The 17,578-nt window shown below is 65.7% G+C and carries 16 protein-coding genes; 11 read left to right on the top strand and 5 right to left on the bottom strand.

Translation table 11 applies throughout. From position 1 onward, the window contains the following. Positions 1-106: 106 nt before the first annotated feature. Entirely contained in the window at positions 107-1,075 is a 969-nt protein-coding gene (locus tag SZ55_RS19890; RefSeq protein WP_044410411.1) for a polyprenyl synthetase family protein, read from the bottom strand. A 244-nt stretch (positions 1,076-1,319) separates the two neighbouring features. Between SZ55_RS19890 and rplU the strand changes: the two genes are divergently transcribed. The 5 genes from rplU to SZ55_RS19865 all read left to right on the top strand — a co-directional run bounded on the left by rplU (position 1,320) and on the right by SZ55_RS19865 (position 4,950). After that, entirely contained in the window at positions 1,320-1,631 is a 312-nt protein-coding gene (gene rplU, locus SZ55_RS19885; protein ID WP_044410409.1) for a 50S ribosomal protein L21, read from the top strand. A gap of 24 nt (positions 1,632-1,655) precedes the next feature. Then, the gene (rpmA, locus tag SZ55_RS19880) at positions 1,656-1,913 is read left to right on the top strand and encodes a 50S ribosomal protein L27 (protein WP_044410405.1); all 258 of its coding nucleotides are present in this window, start codon (positions 1,656-1,658) and stop codon (positions 1,911-1,913) included. 137 nt (positions 1,914-2,050) lie between these two features. Next, a complete protein-coding gene (cgtA, locus tag SZ55_RS19875; protein ID WP_044410402.1) occupies positions 2,051-3,271 on the top strand; it encodes an Obg family GTPase CgtA in 1,221 nt (406 codons plus the stop codon). Positions 3,272-3,354: 83 nt separating this feature from the next. Next, entirely contained in the window at positions 3,355-4,473 is a 1,119-nt protein-coding gene (gene proB, locus SZ55_RS19870) for a glutamate 5-kinase (RefSeq protein WP_044410399.1), read from the top strand. Between the two features lie 12 nt (positions 4,474-4,485). Then, positions 4,486-4,950: a CreA family protein gene (locus SZ55_RS19865; protein WP_044410397.1), complete on the top strand. Its 465-nt coding sequence runs from the start codon at positions 4,486-4,488 to the stop codon at positions 4,948-4,950. Positions 4,951-5,065: 115 nt separating this feature from the next. Here SZ55_RS19865 and rpsT read toward each other — a convergent pair whose 3' ends face one another. Further along, positions 5,066-5,341, bottom strand: a complete 276-nt coding sequence (gene rpsT, locus SZ55_RS19860; RefSeq protein WP_028629627.1) for a 30S ribosomal protein S20 — start codon at positions 5,339-5,341, stop codon at positions 5,066-5,068. Positions 5,342-5,574: 233 nt separating this feature from the next. Here rpsT and murJ point away from each other — a divergent pair, with 233 nt between their 5' ends. The 6 genes from murJ (at position 5,575) to ispH (ending at position 12,942) form a co-directional block, all read left to right on the top strand. Beyond that, positions 5,575-7,113, top strand: a complete 1,539-nt coding sequence (gene murJ, locus SZ55_RS19855; RefSeq protein ID WP_044410389.1) for a murein biosynthesis integral membrane protein MurJ — start codon at positions 5,575-5,577, stop codon at positions 7,111-7,113. A gap of 105 nt (positions 7,114-7,218) precedes the next feature. After that, a complete protein-coding gene (gene ribF, locus SZ55_RS19850) occupies positions 7,219-8,157 on the top strand; it encodes a bifunctional riboflavin kinase/FAD synthetase (protein ID WP_044410386.1) in 939 nt (312 codons plus the stop codon). A 15-nt stretch (positions 8,158-8,172) separates the two neighbouring features. Further along, a complete protein-coding gene (ileS, locus tag SZ55_RS19845) occupies positions 8,173-11,004 on the top strand; it encodes an isoleucine--tRNA ligase (RefSeq protein ID WP_044410383.1) in 2,832 nt (943 codons plus the stop codon). Then, the gene (gene lspA / locus SZ55_RS19840; RefSeq protein ID WP_044410378.1) at positions 10,997-11,503 is read left to right on the top strand and encodes a signal peptidase II; all 507 of its coding nucleotides are present in this window, start codon (positions 10,997-10,999) and stop codon (positions 11,501-11,503) included. Before ileS ends, lspA begins: the two co-directional genes overlap by 8 nt. Next, a complete protein-coding gene (locus SZ55_RS19835; protein ID WP_044410376.1) occupies positions 11,496-11,948 on the top strand; it encodes an FKBP-type peptidyl-prolyl cis-trans isomerase in 453 nt (150 codons plus the stop codon). Before lspA ends, SZ55_RS19835 begins: the two co-directional genes overlap by 8 nt. 49 nt (positions 11,949-11,997) lie before the next feature. Further along, positions 11,998-12,942 (top strand): 4-hydroxy-3-methylbut-2-enyl diphosphate reductase, encoded by a 945-nt coding sequence (gene ispH / locus SZ55_RS19830; RefSeq protein ID WP_044410372.1) that lies wholly within the window; start codon positions 11,998-12,000, stop codon positions 12,940-12,942. Between the two features lie 99 nt (positions 12,943-13,041). On the opposite strand, the gene clpB is transcribed toward ispH, so the two are convergent. The 3 genes from clpB to rluD form a co-directional block, all read right to left on the bottom strand. After that, entirely contained in the window at positions 13,042-15,606 is a 2,565-nt protein-coding gene (gene clpB, locus SZ55_RS19825) for an ATP-dependent chaperone ClpB (RefSeq protein ID WP_044410370.1), read from the bottom strand. Positions 15,607-15,738: 132 nt separating this feature from the next. Beyond that, a complete protein-coding gene (pgeF, locus tag SZ55_RS19820) occupies positions 15,739-16,464 on the bottom strand; it encodes a peptidoglycan editing factor PgeF (protein ID WP_044410367.1) in 726 nt (241 codons plus the stop codon). Further along, positions 16,464-17,435 carry a 23S rRNA pseudouridine(1911/1915/1917) synthase RluD gene (rluD, locus tag SZ55_RS19815; protein ID WP_044410847.1) on the bottom strand — a complete coding sequence of 324 codons (972 nt, stop codon included), beginning with the start codon at positions 17,433-17,435 and terminating at the stop codon, positions 16,464-16,466. Before rluD ends, pgeF begins: the two co-directional genes overlap by 1 nt. Positions 17,436-17,578: the final 143 nt, after the last annotated feature.

Here is a 17,578-nt window from a genome sequence, read left to right as displayed (position 1 = left end):
ATTATCAAAATAGCAAGGGTCTATCGGTGCCTTTCGTCGCCAGCCGTTTCCTGCGGGCATGAAAAAGCCCGCCATGTGAGGCGGGCTTCCCGGTGAGCGCTTTGGCTCAGTGTGTGCGGGCGACGGCGAACTGCGTCAGCTCGATCATGGCGTCGCGGTGCTCGCTGGGCGGCAGGGCGTCCAGGCAGGCGATGGCGCGCTCGGCATAGTCGCGGGCGAGGCGGGCGGTGTAGTCGAGGGCGCCGGCGGCTTCCACGGCTTCACGGATGCCTTCCAGGTCCTGGCTGCCGCCTTGCTGGATGGCCTTGCGGACCAGTGCGGCCTGCTCGGGGCTGCCGTCCCGCATGGTGATGATCAGCGGCAGGGTCGGCTTGCCTTCGGCGAGGTCGTCACCGACGTTCTTGCCGAGGGTGGCGGCGTCGCCACGGTAGTCGAGCAGGTCGTCCACCAGTTGGAAGGCGATGCCCAGGTAGTCACCGAAGGTCCGCAGGGCTTCGGCCTGGGCTTCGCTGGCGCCGGCGAGTACGGCGGCACTGTGGGTGGAGGCCTCGAAGAGCATCGCGGTCTTGCCGCGGATGACTTCCATATAGGTCTCTTCGGTGGTGCTGGCGTCGCGGATCTTCGACAGCTGCAGCACTTCGCCTTCGGCGATGACACGGGTGGCCTGGGAAATGATGCGCATCACCGGCATGGAGCCCAGCTCGACCATCATTTCGAAGGAGCGCGCGTAGAGGAAGTCGCCCACCAGCACGCTCGGCGCGTTGCCCCACAGGGCATTGGCGGTGGAGCGGCCGCGACGCAGGCCCGAGGCATCGACGACGTCGTCGTGCAGCAGGGTGGAGGTGTGCAGGAATTCGATGGTGGCGGCCAGCAGGCGCAGCTGGTCGCCGCCGAATCCGAGGGCATTGCCGCTGAGCAGGACCAGCAGCGGGCGCAGGCGCTTGCCGCCGGCGGAGACGATGTAGTCGCCGATTTTCTCGACCAGGGGTACGCGGGAGGTGAGTTGCCGACGGATGATGTCGTCGACTGCGGTAAAATCGTCCGCCACCACGCGGTAGAAGGCCTGGGGTTGCATCAGCGAGGGGTGCTCCTTTGAGAATGCGCGGCATGCTAGGGGGCGGGTAGGGGGCTGTCAAGGCAAGCCCCGCCGGTGCTTGCGCGGCTTTTGCGGCTTGCGTACAATCGCGGCCCCTGAACTTCCTTGGGCATTTCCCTGCCTTACGCAATTGCACGGGTTCCAGTTCCGGCCCCATGCAGCCATGCCGACCCATTCCTCTTTCTATAAAGCGTCGGGTGAGCAGGTTTAACGGAGAAAATCCATGTACGCAGTTATCGTTACCGGCGGCAAGCAGTACAAAGTCGCTGAAGGTGAATTCCTGAAGATCGAGAAGCTGGAAGTCGCCACTGGCGAATCCGTGACTTTCGATCGCGTTCTGCTGATCGGCAATGGCGACGACGTGAAAATCGGCGCTCCGGTTGTCGATGGCGCCAAAGTGGTTGCCGAAGTGGTCTCTCAAGGCCGTCACGACAAGGTTCGCATCATCAAGTTCCGTCGTCGTAAGCACCACATGAAGCGTCAGGGCCACCGCCAGTGGTTCACTGAAATCAAGATCACCGGCATCCAGGCCTAATTTCCTTTTTGGAGGATTTGACTCATGGCACACAAAAAAGCTGGCGGTTCTACCCGCAACGGTCGCGACTCAGAAAGTAAACGCCTTGGCGTGAAACTGTACGGCGGCCAGGTCATCAAGGCCGGCAACATCATCGTTCGTCAGCGCGGCACCAAGTTCCACGCCGGCGTCGGCGTTGGCCTGGGCAAGGACCACACCCTGTTCGCGAAAGTGGACGGCGTTGTGAAGTTCGAGGTCAAAGGCGCCTTCGGTCGCAAGTACGTGAGCGTCGTCGCGGCCTAATCGCGATCTCGCTGCAAAAGCCCTGTCTCGCGACGGGGCTTTTTTGTTTCTGACAGCGGAAACTGCGCGTAGCGCCGGCTCCCTGTATCCTTGTGTTCCTTTTTAATTGGCCCGCCACCGTGGCGGGAGGCTTCCTGATGAAATTCGTCGATGAAGTTTCGATCTTTGTAAAAGCAGGCGACGGCGGCAATGGCCTGATGAGTTTCCGTCGCGAAAAATTCATTGAGAAAGGCGGCCCCAACGGTGGCGATGGTGGCGACGGCGGTTCCGTGTACATGGAAGCCGATCCGAACCTCAACACCCTGGTGGATTACCGCTATACCCGTCGTTTCGATGCCCAGCGTGGCGAGAACGGCGGCAGCAAGGACTGCACCGGCCGCAAGGGCGAAGACCTCGTCCTGCCGGTGCCGGTCGGCACCACGGTGATCGATGCCGGTACCCAGGAAATCATCGGTGACCTGACCGTGCCCGGTCAGCGCCTGCTGGTGGCTCAGGGTGGTTGGCACGGGCTGGGGAATACCCGTTTCAAGTCCAGTACCAACCGCGCGCCGCGCCAGACCACCAAGGGCAAGCCGGGCGAGTCCCGCGACCTCAAGCTGGAGCTGAAGGTGCTGGCTGACGTCGGTCTGCTGGGCCTGCCGAATGCGGGCAAGAGCACATTCATCCGTGCGGTGTCGGCCGCCAAGCCGAAAGTGGCGGATTACCCCTTCACCACCCTGGTGCCGAACCTGGGTGTGGTCAGCGTCGGGCGCTTCAAGAGCTTCGTCGTGGCCGACATCCCCGGGTTGATCGAGGGTGCTGCCGAGGGTGCTGGCCTGGGGATTCGCTTCCTCAAGCACTTGGCGCGTACGCGCCTACTGCTGCACATCGTCGACATGGCGCCGCTGGACGAGAGCGATCCGGCCGAGGCGGCTGCGACCATCGTCGAGGAGCTGGGGCGCTTCAGTCCGGCGCTGACCGAGCGTGATCGCTGGCTGGTGCTGAACAAGGCCGACCAGCTGTTGGATGAGGAGCGCGAAGCACGCATGAAAGAGGTGATCCAGCGCCTCGGTTGGGAAGGGCCTGTATTCGTCATCTCCGCCCTGGAGCGCGAGGGGACCGAGGCACTTTCCCAGGAGATCATGCGTTACCTCGACGAGCGGACCCTGCGCATGGAAGAGGACCCGGCCTACGCCGAGTCGCTCGCCGAGCTGGATCAGCGCATCGAGGACGAGGCGCGTGCTCGCCTGCAGGCCCTGGATGATCGTCGTGCGCTGCGCCGTGCCGGTCTGAAGAGTGCCGATGAGGCCGACGACGATGATGATTTCTTTGATGACGAGGACGACGGCGACGGGCCGGAGATCTTCTACGTTCCCTGATGACCGCGCCTTCGGGCGCACCGGATGATCGCCATAGGCTGTGCGCCATGGGCCGCACGGCTTTCTAGCTAAGGTTGGAAGATATGCGGGACAAGGTGACTGGCGCGCAGCGCTGGGTGGTGAAGATCGGCAGTGCTTTGCTGACCGCTGATGGGCGTGGCCTCGATCGCGATGCCATGGCGGTGTGGGTGGAGCAGATGGTGGCGCTGCGCAACGCGGGCGTCGAACTGGTGCTGGTGTCGTCCGGCGCGGTGGCGGCGGGCATGAGCCGATTGGGCTGGAACACCCGCCCGAAGGCCATGCACGAACTGCAGGCTGCGGCTGCCGTCGGGCAGATGGGGCTGGTGCAGGCCTGGGAATCCAGTTTTGCCGAGCATGGCCGTGGTACCGCCCAGATCCTCCTGACTCACGACGACCTTTCCGACCGCAAGCGCTACCTCAATGCGCGCAGCACCCTGCGTGCACTGGTCGACCTGGGCGTGATTCCCGTCATCAACGAGAACGACACGGTTGTCACCGATGAGATCCGCTTTGGTGACAACGACACCCTGGCGGCGCTGGTGGCCAACCTGGTGGAGGCGGACCTGCTGGTCATCCTCACCGACCGCGATGGCATGTTCGATGCCGATCCGCGTCACAACCCCGATGCCCAACTGATTTTCGAAGCGCGTGCCGATGACCCGGCGCTGGACGCCGTGGCGGGTGGCACCGGTGGTGCGCTGGGGCGCGGTGGCATGCAGACCAAGCTGCGTGCAGCGCGTCTGGCGGCGCGCTCCGGGGCGCACACGATCATCGTCGGTGGCCGTATCGAGCGCGTGCTGGATCGCCTGAAGAGCGGCGAACGCCTGGGTACGCTCCTGGCGCCCGAGCGCGGCATGCTGGCCGCCCGCAAGCAGTGGCTGGCCGGCCACCTGCAGACCCGCGGCACTCTGGTGCTGGATGCGGGGGCGGTGAAGGCGCTGCGTGCCGATCACAAGAGCCTGCTGCCGGTGGGTGTGAAGGCGGTGCAGGGCAGCTTCCGTCGCGGTGAGATGGTGGTCTGTGTCGACCCCGAGGGGGGCGAAGTGGCGCGTGGCCTGGTGAACTACAGCGCTCTGGAAGCGCAGAAGATCATTGGCCAGTCGTCCGAGATGGTGGAGAAGCTGCTGGGCTATGTCGGTGAGCCTGAACTGGTGCACCGGGACAACCTGGTCCTGGTCTGACGAGGAGGTGTCATGAGGCTTCTGAAGGGATTGCTGGCGGCCGTGGCCGCGATGCCGTTGCTGGTGGCGGCCGAGGAGATCGGCTCGGTCTCCACGGTGTTCAAGTGGCTGGGGCCCAATGACAAGATCGTCATCGAGGCGTTCGACGATCCCAAGGTGGAAGGGGTGACCTGCTACCTGTCGCGAGCCAAGACTGGTGGCGTGAAAGGTGGCCTGGGTCTGGCCGAGGATCGCGCGGAGGCTTCCATTGCTTGTCGGCAGGTGGGGCCGGTGCGTTTCACGGCTGAGCTGAAGGATGGCGAAGAAGTGTTCAAGGAGCGCACCTCGCTGGTGTTCAAGACCATGCAGGTGGTGCGCTTCTTCGATCGCAAGCGCAATACGCTCGTCTATCTGGTCTACAGCGATCGCATCATCGAGGGCAGTCCGCAGAATGCGGTGACGGCCATTCCGATCATGCCCTGGCCGAACAAGCCCTGAGGTAACGATGAAAAGCCCGGTTCGCCGGGCTTTTTATTGCCTGGCGGATGTGCAGTGCCATATCGCGGGCAATAAAAAACCGGCCATCAGGCCGGTTTTTCGTACAAGAACGAACTTAGGCAGCAGCCTGGCCCAGCGCCTTGATGTGCGCGTTCAGGCGGCTCTTGTGACGAGCGGCCTTGTTCTTGTGGATGATGCCTTTGTCGGCCATGCGGTCGATGACCGGTACAGCAGCGGTGTAGGCTGCTTGGGCCTTGGGCAGGTCCTTGGCGTCGAGCGCCTTGACTACGTTTTTGATGTAGGTACGGACCATGGAGCGCAGGCTGGCGTTATGGCTACGACGCTTCTCAGCCTGTTTCGCGCGTTTTTTGGCAGAAGGTGTATTGGCCACCGTCAAGCTCCTCGGAAACTGGGGGATACGAACAAATAAGGCCGCGAATCATGCCGATGCACTGTGGCGATGTCAAGGGCGGTTGAGTGCCCTTGCCGTGGCGGGCGACGAGCGTGCAGCGTGATTTCTTCGCTGCGCAGCTCTACACTCGCGCGCTCCGGGGCTGCCCGGGCGTCGGCTTCTGCGGTCGCGCATTCTTTCCTTCGGCCTCCTGGGATGCAAGCTTTTACGTCATGAATCTGCTCAAGTCGCTGGCCGCCGTCAGCTCCATCACCATGCTGTCGCGGGTACTGGGCTTCGTTCGCGACACCATCGTGGCGCGTGCCTTCGGTGCCGGCATGGCCACGGATGCCTTCTTCGTCGCCTTCAAGCTACCCAACCTGCTGCGGCGGATCTTCGCCGAGGGGGCCTTCTCCCAGGCCTTCGTCCCGATCCTGGCGGAGTACAAGAGCCAGCAGGGCGAGGAGGCTACCCGGACCTTCATCGCCTACGTGGCCGGGCTGCTGACCCTGGCGCTGGCGCTGGTCACGGCGCTGGGCATTCTTGCGGCGCCCTGGGTGATCTATGCCACCGCTCCCGGCTTCACCGACACCCAGGAGAAGTTCGAGCTGACCACCGACCTGTTGCGGGTCACCTTTCCCTATATCTTCCTGATCTCGCTGTCGTCACTGGCGGGCGCGGTGCTGAACACCTGGAACCGCTTCGCGGTGCCGGCCTTCGTGCCGACGCTGCTGAACGTGGCGATGATCGTCTTTGCGGTGTTCCTCACGCCTTATTTCCATCCGCCGGTGATGGCGCTGGCCTGGGCGACCCTGGCGGGCGGGCTGGCCCAGTTGCTGTTCCAGCTGCCGGCGCTCAAGCGCATCGGCATGCTCGTGCTGCCGCGCCTGAACCTGCGCGATACCGGCGTCTGGCGGGTGCTGAAGCAGATGGGGCCGGCGATCTTCGGGGTCTCGGTGAGCCAGATCTCGCTGATCATCAACACCATCTTCGCGTCCTTCCTGGTGGCCGGCTCGGTGTCCTGGATGTACTACGCCGACCGCCTGATGGAGCTGCCCTCCGGCGTGCTTGGCGTGGCGCTCGGCACCATCCTGCTGCCGTCGCTGGCCAAGACCTACGCCAATGACGACCGCACGGCCTATTCCGAGCTGCTGGATTGGGGGCTGCGCCTGTGCTTCCTGCTGGTGCTGCCCTGCGCCCTGGCGTTGGCGCTGCTCGCCGAGCCGCTGACGGTGTCGCTGTTCCAGTACGGCAAGTTCACCGCCCATGACGCGCTGATGACCCAGCGCGCGCTGATCGCCTACGCCGTCGGTCTGCTCGGGATCATCCTGGTGAAGGTCCTGGCGCCCGGCTTCTATGCCCGGCAGAACATCCGCACCCCGGTGCGTATCGCCCTGCTGACCCTGGTGGTGACCCAGTTGCTCAACCTGGCGCTGATCGGGCCCTTGCAGCATGCGGGCCTGGCCCTGGCCATCGGATTGGCGGCCTGCCTCAACGCGGCGTTGCTGTTCTGGCAATTGCGCCGGCAGCGTCTTTTCCTGCCTCAGCCGGGCTGGGGTGTGTTCCTGCTCAAGCTGCTGGTAGCGGTTGCGGTGATGGGGGCGGTCCTGGTGCTGGGCGCTGCCTGGCTGCCGGCCTGGGACAGCGGTGGCATGCCCGAGCGTCTGGCGCGGCTGATGCTGCTGGTGGTCGCCGGGGCGGGCAGTTATTTCGCCACCCTGGCAGCGCTGGGTTTCCGCCTCCGCCACTTCGCCCGACGGGCTGTCCGATAGCGGGGTTGTGCCCTCCGGAGAGCGGCTTTGCGACACGTCAGACGTGCCTGTTGTGATGGCGCGGCTGTGCGTATAATCGGCCACTTTGTGAACAAGACGTGTGCTATGCAGCTGGTCCGAGGTCTTCATAACCTGCGGCCCCGATCCGGGGGCTGCGTTGCCACCATCGGCAATTTCGACGGCGTCCACCGGGGTCACCAGGCCATTCTCAAGCGCCTGCGCGAACGCGCGGCCGAGCTGGGCGTACCCAGCTGCGTGGTGATCTTCGAGCCCCAGCCTCGCGAGTTCTTCGGTCCCGATACCGCCCCCGTCCGCCTGACGCGTCTGCGCGACAAGCTCGAGCTGCTGGCTGGCGAGGGCGTGGATTTCGTCCTGTGCCTGGCGTTCAACCGGCGCTTGCGCGAGCTGTCCGCTGCAGAGTTCGTCCATGCGGTGCTAGTGGAAGGGCTGGGCGTGCATCACCTGGAGATCGGTGACGACTTCCGCTTCGGCTGCGATCGCGCCGGTGACTTCGCCTTCCTCCAGGCTGCCGGGGAGGCCGAGGGCTTCACCGTCGAAGCCGCCGCCACCGTCGAACTGGATGGCATGCGGGTCAGCAGCACCCGTGTCCGCGAGGCCCTGGCCGCCGCCGACTTCCCGCTGGCCGAGCACCTGCTCGGGCGGCCCTTCAGCATCACCGGCCGTGTCCTGCATGGCCAGAAGCTGGCCCGGCAGCTCGGCACGCCGACTGCCAACGTGCAACTCAAGCGACGCCGCGTACCGCTCTCCGGGGTCTTCCTGGTCAGCGTGGAGCTGGATGGCCAGCGCCGGCCCGGTGTCGCCAACATCGGCGTGCGCCCCACCGTGAAAGGGGATGGCAACGCCCACCTGGAAGTGCACCTGCTGGATTTCGCCGCGAACCTCTACGACCGGCGTATCAGCGTCACCTTCCACCGCAAGCTGCGCGAAGAGCAGCGATTCGCCTCCCTGGAGGCCCTCAAGTCGGCGATCGACGCGGACGTCGCCGCAGCCCGTGCCTACTGGCAGGGCGCCCACCTTCAATGATGAGCCTGGACTGACATGACCGATTACAAAGCGACCCTCAACCTGCCGGAAACGGCATTTCCGATGAAGGCCGGTCTTCCCCAGCGTGAGCCGGAGACCCTGCAGCGCTGGGACTCCATTGGGCTCTATCAGAAGCTGCGCCAGATCGGTGAGGGCCGCCCCACGTTCATCCTCCACGACGGCCCGCCCTACGCGAACGGCGAGATCCACATCGGCCACGCGCTGAACAAGATCCTCAAGGACATCATCGTCCGCTCCAAGACCCTGGCCGGCTACGACGCGCCCTACGTGCCGGGCTGGGACTGCCATGGCCTGCCCATCGAGCACAAGGTGGAGACCACCCACGGCAAGAACCTGCCGGCGGACAAGGTCCGCGAGCTGTGCCGCACCTACGCCGCCGAGCAGATCGAGCTGCAGAAGGCCGACTTCATCCGCCTGGGTGTGCTGGGTGACTGGGACAACCCCTACAAGACCATGAACTTCGCCAACGAAGCCGGCGAGATCCGTGCCCTGGCCGAGATGGTCAAGGGCGGCTTCGTGTTCAAGGGGCTGAAGCCGGTCAACTGGTGCTTCGACTGCGGTTCGGCCCTGGCCGAGGCCGAGGTGGAGTACAAGGACAAGCAGTCCGACGCCATCGACGTTGCCTTCCCGGTGGAAGACGCCGACAAGCTGGCGGCCGCCTTCGGCCTGGCCAGCCTGCCCAAGCCGGCCGCCATCGTGATCTGGACCACCACCCCCTGGACCATCCCGGCCAACCAGGCGCTGAACGTCCACCCCGAATTCGAGTACGCCCTGGTGGACACCGGCGCTCGCCTGCTGGTGCTGGCGACCGAACTGGTGGAGTCCTGCCTGGCTCGCTACGGCCTCGAAGGCCAGGTGATCGCCACCGCCAAGGGCGAGGCGCTGGAGCACATTCGCTTCCGCCATCCGTTCTACGAGCGCTTCTCCCCGGTCTACCTGGCCGAGTACGTCGAGCTGGGTGCCGGCACGGGCGTGGTGCACTCCGCGCCGGCCTATGGCGAGGATGACTTCCGCTCCTGCAAGAACTACGGCATGAGCAATGACGACATCCTCAGCCCGGTGCAGAGCAATGGCGTGTATGTGGCCGACCTGCCGTTCTTCGGTGGCCAGTTCATCTGGAAGGCCAACCCGGCCATCGTCGCCAAGCTGGAAGAAGTGGGCGCACTGCTCAAGCACGAGGCGATCAAGCACAGCTACATGCACTGCTGGCGCCACAAGACCCCGCTGATCTACCGCGCCACGGCCCAGTGGTTCGTCGGCATGGACAAGCAGCCCAATCAGGGCGGCACCCTCCGCGAGCGTGCCCTGGCGGCCATCGAGCAGACCCAGTTCACCCCGGCCTGGGGCCAGGCGCGCCTGCACAGCATGATCGCCGGCCGTCCCGACTGGTGCATCTCGCGCCAGCGCAACTGGGGCGTGCCGATCCCGTTCTTCCTGCACAAGGCCACCGGCGAGCTGCACCCGCGCACCGTCGAACTGATGGAGGAAGTGGCCAAGCGCGTCGAGCAGCAGGGCATCGAGGCCTGGTTCAAGCTGGAGCCTGCGGAGCTGCTGGGCGACGAGGCCGGTGACTACGAGAAGATCCTCGACACCCTGGACGTCTGGTTCGATTCCGGCACCACCCACTGGCATGTGCTGCGTGGTTCGCACCCGCAAGGCCACGCCAGCGGTCCGCGTGCGGACCTCTACCTGGAAGGCTCCGACCAGCACCGCGGCTGGTTCCATTCCTCGTTGCTGACCGGCAGCGCCATCGACGGCCATGCGCCCTACAAGGGCCTGCTCACCCACGGCTTCACCGTGGACGAGCGCGGCCACAAGATGTCCAAGTCCCTGGGCAACACCGTGGCGCCGCAGAAGATCAACAACACCCTGGGCGCCGACATCCTGCGCCTGTGGGTTGCGGCCACCGACTACTCGGGCGAGATGGCCGTTTCCGACCAGATCCTGCAGCGCAGCGCCGACGCCTACCGGCGTATCCGCAACACCGCGCGCTTCATGCTGGCCAACCTCAACGGCTTCGACCCGGCCCGCGACCTGCTGCCGCCGGAGCAGATGCTCGACCTCGACCGCTGGGCGCTGGACGCCGCTGCGCGCCTGCAGGACGAGATCCTCGAGGCGTATGGCGAGTACCGCTTCTGGAACGTCTACTCGAAGCTGCACAACTTCTGCGTGCAGGAGCTGGGCGGTTTCTACCTCGACATCATCAAGGACCGTCAGTACACCACCCGCGCCGACAGCGTGGCCCGTCGTTCCTGCCAGACCGCACTGTTCCACATCACCGAGGCGCTGGTGCGCTGGATCGCGCCGATCCTGGCCTTCACCGCCGAGGAGATCTGGCAGTACCTGCCGGGCGAGCGCAACGAGTCGGTCATGCTGAACACCTGGTACGAGGGTCTGGCTCGCCTGCCGGAAGGCTTCGCCCTGGATGCGGCCTACTGGACCCGCGTCATGGCGGTCAAGGGGGCGGTCAACAAGGAGCTGGAAGCCCTGCGTTCGGCCAAGGCCATCGGTGGCAACCTGCAGGCCGAAGTCACCCTGTTCGGCGACGACGCCCTGCAGGCCGACCTGGCCCGGTTGGGCAACGAGCTGCGCTTCGTGCTCATCACCTCCACCGCTGAAGTCCGCCCGGCGGGCGAGGCGCCGGAGCAGGCCGTGGCCACCGAGGTGCCAGGCCTGAGGCTGCGCATCCTCAAGTCCGAACACGCCAAGTGCGGCCGTTGCTGGCACCACCGTGCGGACGTCGGCACTCACGCGGCACACCCGGAGCTGTGCGGTCGTTGCGTGGAGAACATCGAAGGCGTCGGCGAGGTTCGCCACCATGCCTGAGGCCCGTTTCGGTCGGCTGGGCTGGCTGCTGCTGAGTGTCCTGGTGTTCCTGCTGGACCAGGGCACCAAGTGGGCAGTGCTGGACCTGATCCCCAAGCACACCCGCATCACGGTGATTCCCGGCTGGTTCGACTGGACCCACGTCTACAACACCGGCGCTGCCTTCAGCTTCCTGGCGGACAGCTCGGGCTGGCAGCGCTGGCTGTTCGCGCTCATCGCCATCGTGGTGAGCGGCGTGCTGGTGGTCTGGCTCAAGCGCCTGAAGGCCGACGAAACCTGGCTGGCCATCGCCCTGGCCGCCGTGCTCGGCGGCGCGTTGGGCAACCTGTACGACCGCGTGGTGCTGGGCCACGTGGTCGACTTCATCCTGGTGCACTGGCAGGACCGCTGGTATTTCCCGGCGTTCAACCTGGCCGACACCGCGATCACCCTCGGCGCCATCATGCTGGCGCTGGATATGTTCAAGACGAAGAAGTCCGGAGAAGCCGCCCATGACTGAGTCCCTCGCCACCGAGCTGCGCATCGGCCCGGACCGTGAAGTGACGCTGAACTTCGCCATCAAGCTGGAGAACGGCGACGTGGTCGACAGCACCTTCGGCAAGCAGCCGGCCACCTTCAAGGTCGGCGACGGCAACCTGCTGCCGGGCTTCGAGAACGCGCTGTTCGGCCTCAAGGCCGGCGACCGTCGCGAACTGCCCATCAGCCCCGAGCAGGGTTTCGGCCAGCCGAATGAGCAGAACGTCCAGGTCATGCCCCGTGGCCAGTTCCAGGACATGGAACTGTCCGAAGGCCTGCTGATCATCTTCAACGACGCCGCCAACGCCGAGTTGCCTGGTGTTGTGAAGGCCTTCGACGCTGACCGCGTGACCATCGACTTCAACCACCCGCTAGCTGGCAAGACGCTGCGCTTCGAGGTGGAAATCCTGGCGGTTCGCCCGCTCTGATCCGTTTCCCAACAGGGGAGGGCGGCCGGCAGGCCTGGAGGTAACAAGCATGCAGATCAAACTCGCCAACCCCCGTGGGTTCTGTGCCGGCGTGGACCGTGCCATCGAGATCGTCAACCGTGCGCTGGAAGTGTTCGGCCCGCCGATCTACGTCCGCCACGAAGTGGTGCACAACAAGTTCGTCGTCGAAGACCTGCGCGCCCGTGGCGCCGTGTTCGTCGAAGAGCTGGACCAGGTGCCGGACAACGTCATCGTCATCTTCAGCGCCCACGGCGTGTCCCAGGCCGTGCGCCAGGAGGCCGAGCGCCGTGGCCTCAAGGTGTTCGACGCCACCTGCCCGCTGGTGACCAAGGTGCACATGGAGGTGGCCCGCTACAGCCGTGACGGCCGGGAGTGCGTGCTGATCGGCCACGCCGGTCACCCGGAAGTGGAGGGCACCATGGGCCAGTACGACACCGTCAATGGCGGCGCGATCTACCTGGTGGAGAACGAGGACGACGTGGAGCGCCTGGTGGTTCGCAACCCCGAGGCCTTGTCCTTCGTCACCCAGACGACCCTTTCCATGGACGACACCAGCCGCGTGATCGATGCCCTGCGGGCACGCTTCCCTTCCATCGGCGGGCCGCGCAAGGACGACATCTGCTACGCCACCCAGAACCGCCAGGATGCGGTGAAGCAACTGGCTGACGAAAGCGATGTGGTGCTGGTGGTGGGCAGCCCCAACAGCTCCAACTCCAACCGCCTGCGCGAACTCGCCGAGCGCATCGGCACCCCGGCCTACCTGATCGACGGCGCCGAAGACCTGCAGCAGGGCTGGTTCGCCGGTGTGCAACGGGTCGGCATCACCGCCGGCGCCTCTGCCCCCGAGGTGCTGGTGCAGGGCGTGATCCAGCAACTGCGCGAGTGGGGCGCCGAGGTAGCGCTTGAGCTGGACGGGCGGCCGGAGAACGTCACCTTCTCGATGCCCAAGGAGCTGCGGGTCAAGGCGATCTGAGCTACGGCATTAAATAAAAACGGGGGCTTCGGCCCCCGTTTTCATTGCCCATGAAAAATGCCGCCCATCAGGGATGGGCGGCATGGAGGGTGCAATGGATCAGTCGAAGACGATCTCCTCCCCCTCGACCCGAGCGTGGATGGCGACGCCCGGGGCGAACTGGCCGGCGAGGATCTGCTGGGCCAGCGGGTTTTCGATCCAGCGCTGGATGGCGCGCTTGAGCGGGCGGGCGCCGTAGACCGGGTCGTAGCCAACGGCAATCAGCTTGTCGAGGGCTTCCGGGCTCAGCTCCAGGCTCAGGTCGCGTTCGGCCAGGCGCTTGCGCAGGCGTTGCAGCTGGATGCTGGCGATGCCGCCGATCTGGTCGCGGCCCAGGGGCTCGAACACCACGACTTCGTCGATCCGGTTGATGAACTCGGGGCGGAAGTGGCTGCTGACGGCATCCATCACCGCCGCGCGCTGGGCCTCACGGTCGCCCACCAGCTCCTGGATCTGCGCGGAGCCGAGGTTGGAGGTCATCACCACCACGGTGTTGCGGAAGTCGACGGTACGGCCGTGGCTGTCGGTCAGGCGGCCGTCCTCCAGCACCTGCAGGAGGATGTTGAAGACGTCCGGGTGGGCCTTCTCCACTTCGTCCATCAGCACGACGGAGTAGGGCTTGCGGCGCACGGCTTCGGTCAGGTAGCCGCCTTCCTCGTAGCCGACGTAACCCGGAGGGGCACCGATGAGGCGGGCCACGGAGTGTTTCTCCATGAACTCGGACATGTCGATGCGCACCAGCGCCTCTTCGGTGTCGAAGAGGAATTCGGCCAGGGCCTTGCACAGCTCGGTCTTGCCGACGCCCGTCGGGCCGAGGAACAGGAAGGAGCCGCTGGGGCGGTTCGGGTCGGCCAGGCCGGCGCGGGAGCGGCGCACGGCGTTGGCCACGGCGACCACGGCTTCATGCTGGCCGATGACGCGCTTGTGCAGCTCGTCTTCCATGCGCAGCAGCTTGTCGCGCTCGCCTTCGAGCATCTTGGCCACCGGGATGCCGGTCCACTTGGAGACGACTTCGGCGATCTCCTCGTCGGTCACCTTGTTGCGCAGCAGCTGGTTCTCCGGCTTGCCGTGCTGGTCGACCATCTGCAGGCTGCGCTCCAGGTCGGGGATGATGCCGTACTGCAGTTCGGCCATGCGGTTCAGGTCGCCCTTGCGGCGGGCGGCTTCCAGTTCGGTGCGGGCCTGTTCGATCTTCTGCTGGATCTGGGCGGAGCCCTGGACTTCGGCTTTCTCCGATTTCCAGATTTCCTCCAGGTCGGCGTATTCGCGTTCCAGCTTGAGGATGTCGTCCTCCAGCTTGGCCAGGCGCTTAATGGCGGCCTCGTCCTCTTCCTTCTTCATGGCCTCGCGCTCGATCTTCAGCTGGATCAGGCGGCGGTCCAGGCGGTCGAGGGCTTCGGGCTTGGAGTCGATCTCCATGCGGATTCGGCTGGCGGCTTCGTCGATCAGGTCGATGGCCTTGTCCGGCAGCTGGCGGTCGGTGATGTAGCGGTGCGAGAGCTTGGCGGCGGCGATGATGGCGCCGTCGGTGATGGTCACGCCGTGGTGCACCTCGTAGCGCTCCTTCAGGCCACGGAGGATGGCGATGGTGTCTTCCTCGCTGGGCTCGTCCACCAGGACTTTCTGGAAGCGGCGCTCCAGGGCGGCGTCCTTCTCGATGTACTGGCGGTACTCGTCCAGGGTGGTGGCGCCGACGCAGTGCAGTTCGCCACGGGCCAGGGCAGGCTTGAGCATGTTGCCGGCGTCCATGGCGCCTTCGGCCTTGCCGGCGCCGACCATGGTGTGCAGTTCGTCGATGAAGAGGATGACGCGGCCTTCCTGCTTGGACAGTTCATTGAGCACGGCCTTGAGGCGCTCTTCGAACTCGCCACGGAACTTGGCGCCGGCGATCAGGGCGCCCATGTCCAGGGCCAGCAGGCGCTTGTCCTTCAGGCCGTCGGGTACTTCGCCGTTGATGATGCGCTGGGCCAGGCCTTCGGCGATGGCGGTCTTGCCGACGCCGGGCTCGCCGATCAGCACGGGGTTGTTCTTGGTGCGGCGCTGCAGGACCTGGATGGTGCGGCGGATCTCGTCGTCACGGCCGATTACCGGGTCGAGCTTGCCGTCTTCGGCGCGCTTGGTGAGGTCGACGGTGTACTTGTCCAGGGCCTGGCGGGCTTCCTCGACGTTGGGGTCGTTCACGGCCTGGCCGCCGCGCAGGTTGGCGATGGCGTTCTCCAAGGCCTTGCGGGTGACGCCCTGGCTGAGCAGCAACTTGCCCAGGCGGGTGTTTTCGTCCATCGCGGCCAGCACCACCAGTTCGCTGGAGATGAACTGGTCGCCTTTCTGCTGAGCCAGGCGGTCGGCCTGGTTGAGCAGGCGGGCGAGGTCCTGGGAAAGGTTCACGTCGCCGGTGGGGTTCTGGATCTTCGGCAGGCCGTCGAGTTCCTTGGTCAGTCCCGCCCGCAGGGCGGCGATGTCGAAGCCCACCTGCATGAGCAGAGGTTTGATGGAGCCGCCCTGCTGGTCGAGCAGGGCGAGCATGAGGTGCAGCGGCTCGATGGCCGAGTGGTCGTGGCCGACGGCCTGGGATTGGGCGTCGGACAGCGCCAGTTGGAGTTTGCTGGTCAGTCGATCTATGCGCATGGGGCAGTCCTTCCTCTAAGGGGCGGGCTGGGGCGATGAGCGCCCCGAAGACGATGAGCTCGCCGGGATGCAGTGTAGATAAGGACGATTCTGGGCGATTCAAGGTGCCCGGCCTTGATGCAGGTCAGCGGCTCAATCGGCCAGCCAGACGAGGCTCGCGAAGCGCCCGGTGCGGCAGGCACGGCGGTAGGAGTAGAAGCGCGGGTCGCTGACGGTGCAGAAACCGCCGCCATGGACCGCAGTGATGCCACGGGCGGCGAGGCGGATGCGGGCGAGGGCATAGATGTCCGCCAGGTAGCGGCCGGCGTTTGCGCTGGGGCGGAAGGCGGCGTCTGCTTCGGCGTGCTGGGCGATGAAGGCGTCGCGGACCTCCGGGCCGACTTCGAAGGCGTCCGGGCCGATGGCCGGTCCGAGCCAGACCAGGATCTGGTCCGTCGGTGTGGCCAGGGCATCCAGCGTGGCTTCCAGTACACCGTTTGCCAGGCCGCGCCAGCCTGCATGAGCGGCTGCGACACGGGTGCCGTCGCGGTTGCAGAAGAGCGCGGGCAGGCAGTCGGCGGTCATCACCAGGCTGGCGATGCCGGGGGTCTGGCTCCAGCTGGCGTCTGCCGTCTCTACGCGGGTGGGATCGGCTTCGACCACGCGGATGCCGTGTACCTGGCTGAGCCAGGCGGGCTGGCAGCCGAGGGTGGTCGTGAGCTTGAGGCGGTTACTGGCGACGGCGGCGGGGTCGTCGTCGACGTGGTCACCGAGGTTGAAGCTGTCGTAGGGCGGAAGGCTGACGCCGTCGGCGCGGGTGGTCACGCAGGCCCTGACCCGCGCGGGGGCGGGCCAGTCGGGCGTGAGCCAGCCCGTCATCAGACGAAGGACTCGTTGTCCTGCCGCAGCAGGGTCAGCAGCCAGACGAAGTCATCGGGCAGCGGGGATTCCCACTTCATGCGATCACCGGTTTCCGGGTGGTCGAGCTCCAGGAAGCGGGCGTGCAGCGCCTGGCGGGGAAATTCTTTCAGCGTCTGTACCAGGGTCGGGCTCGCTGCCGGCGGAATGCGGAAGCGGCCGCCGTACACCGGGTCACCCACCAGTGGGTGGTTGATGTAGGCCATGTGCACGCGGATCTGGTGGGTGCGGCCGGTCTCCAGCTTGACCCGGGTGTGGGTGTGGGAACGGAACCGTTCCAGCACGCGGTAGTGGCTGACGGCCTGCTTGCCACCGGCCACCACGCCCATGCGCTGGCGTTGCTGGGAGCTGCGGCCGATGGGCGCGTCGACCTTGCCACCTGCGGTGATCACGCCGACGACGATGGCTTCGTAGATGCGGCTGACGGTCCGGGCCTGCAACTGGGCGACCAGCTTGGTGTGGGCTTCGAGGGTCTTGGCCACCACCATCAGGCCGGTGGTGTCCTTGTCGAGGCGATGCACGATGCCGGCCCGGGGCACGTTGGCCAGGTCGGGGGCATGGTGCAGCAGGGCGTTGAGCAGGGTGCCGTCCATGTGGCCTGCCGCCGGGTGCACCACCAGGCCGGCGGGCTTGTCCAGCACCAGCAGGTGGTCGTCCTCGTAGACGATATTCAGCTCGATGTCCTGCGCCACCCACTCGCCCTGGGACTCCAGCTCGGCATCGAGCGCCAGCACGGAACCGCCATAGACGGTGTCGCGAGGGCGGAGCACCTGGCCGTCCACAGTGAGTCGCCCTTCCTTGATCCAGGCGGACAGGCGGGAGCGGGAGTGTTCGTCGAAGAGTTGTGCGGCAACCTGGTCCAGGCGTTGCCCGCCCAAATCGGACGGCACCTCGGCACTCAGTTGGATGGCCTGTTTGTTGGTCGGGGACATGCTCGAAAACGGCGGGGCGCAGCCTTTGGTTTCGGCCACGCGCTTGTGGTTAAATACGGCGTCTTTGTCCTGGGAAAGCCCAGGGCGCCCATCATAACAGGACGGCTCCGCCCAAGACAGCGGACCGTCACAGGGACGCAAGC

This window comes from Pseudomonas sp. FeS53a, from assembly GCF_000931385.1.
GTDB classification, from domain to species: Bacteria; Pseudomonadota; Gammaproteobacteria; order Pseudomonadales; family Pseudomonadaceae; genus Metapseudomonas; species Metapseudomonas otitidis.
The sequence above is the reverse complement of the archived record's forward strand: the minus strand, read 5'-3'. Positions and strand labels throughout refer to the sequence as shown.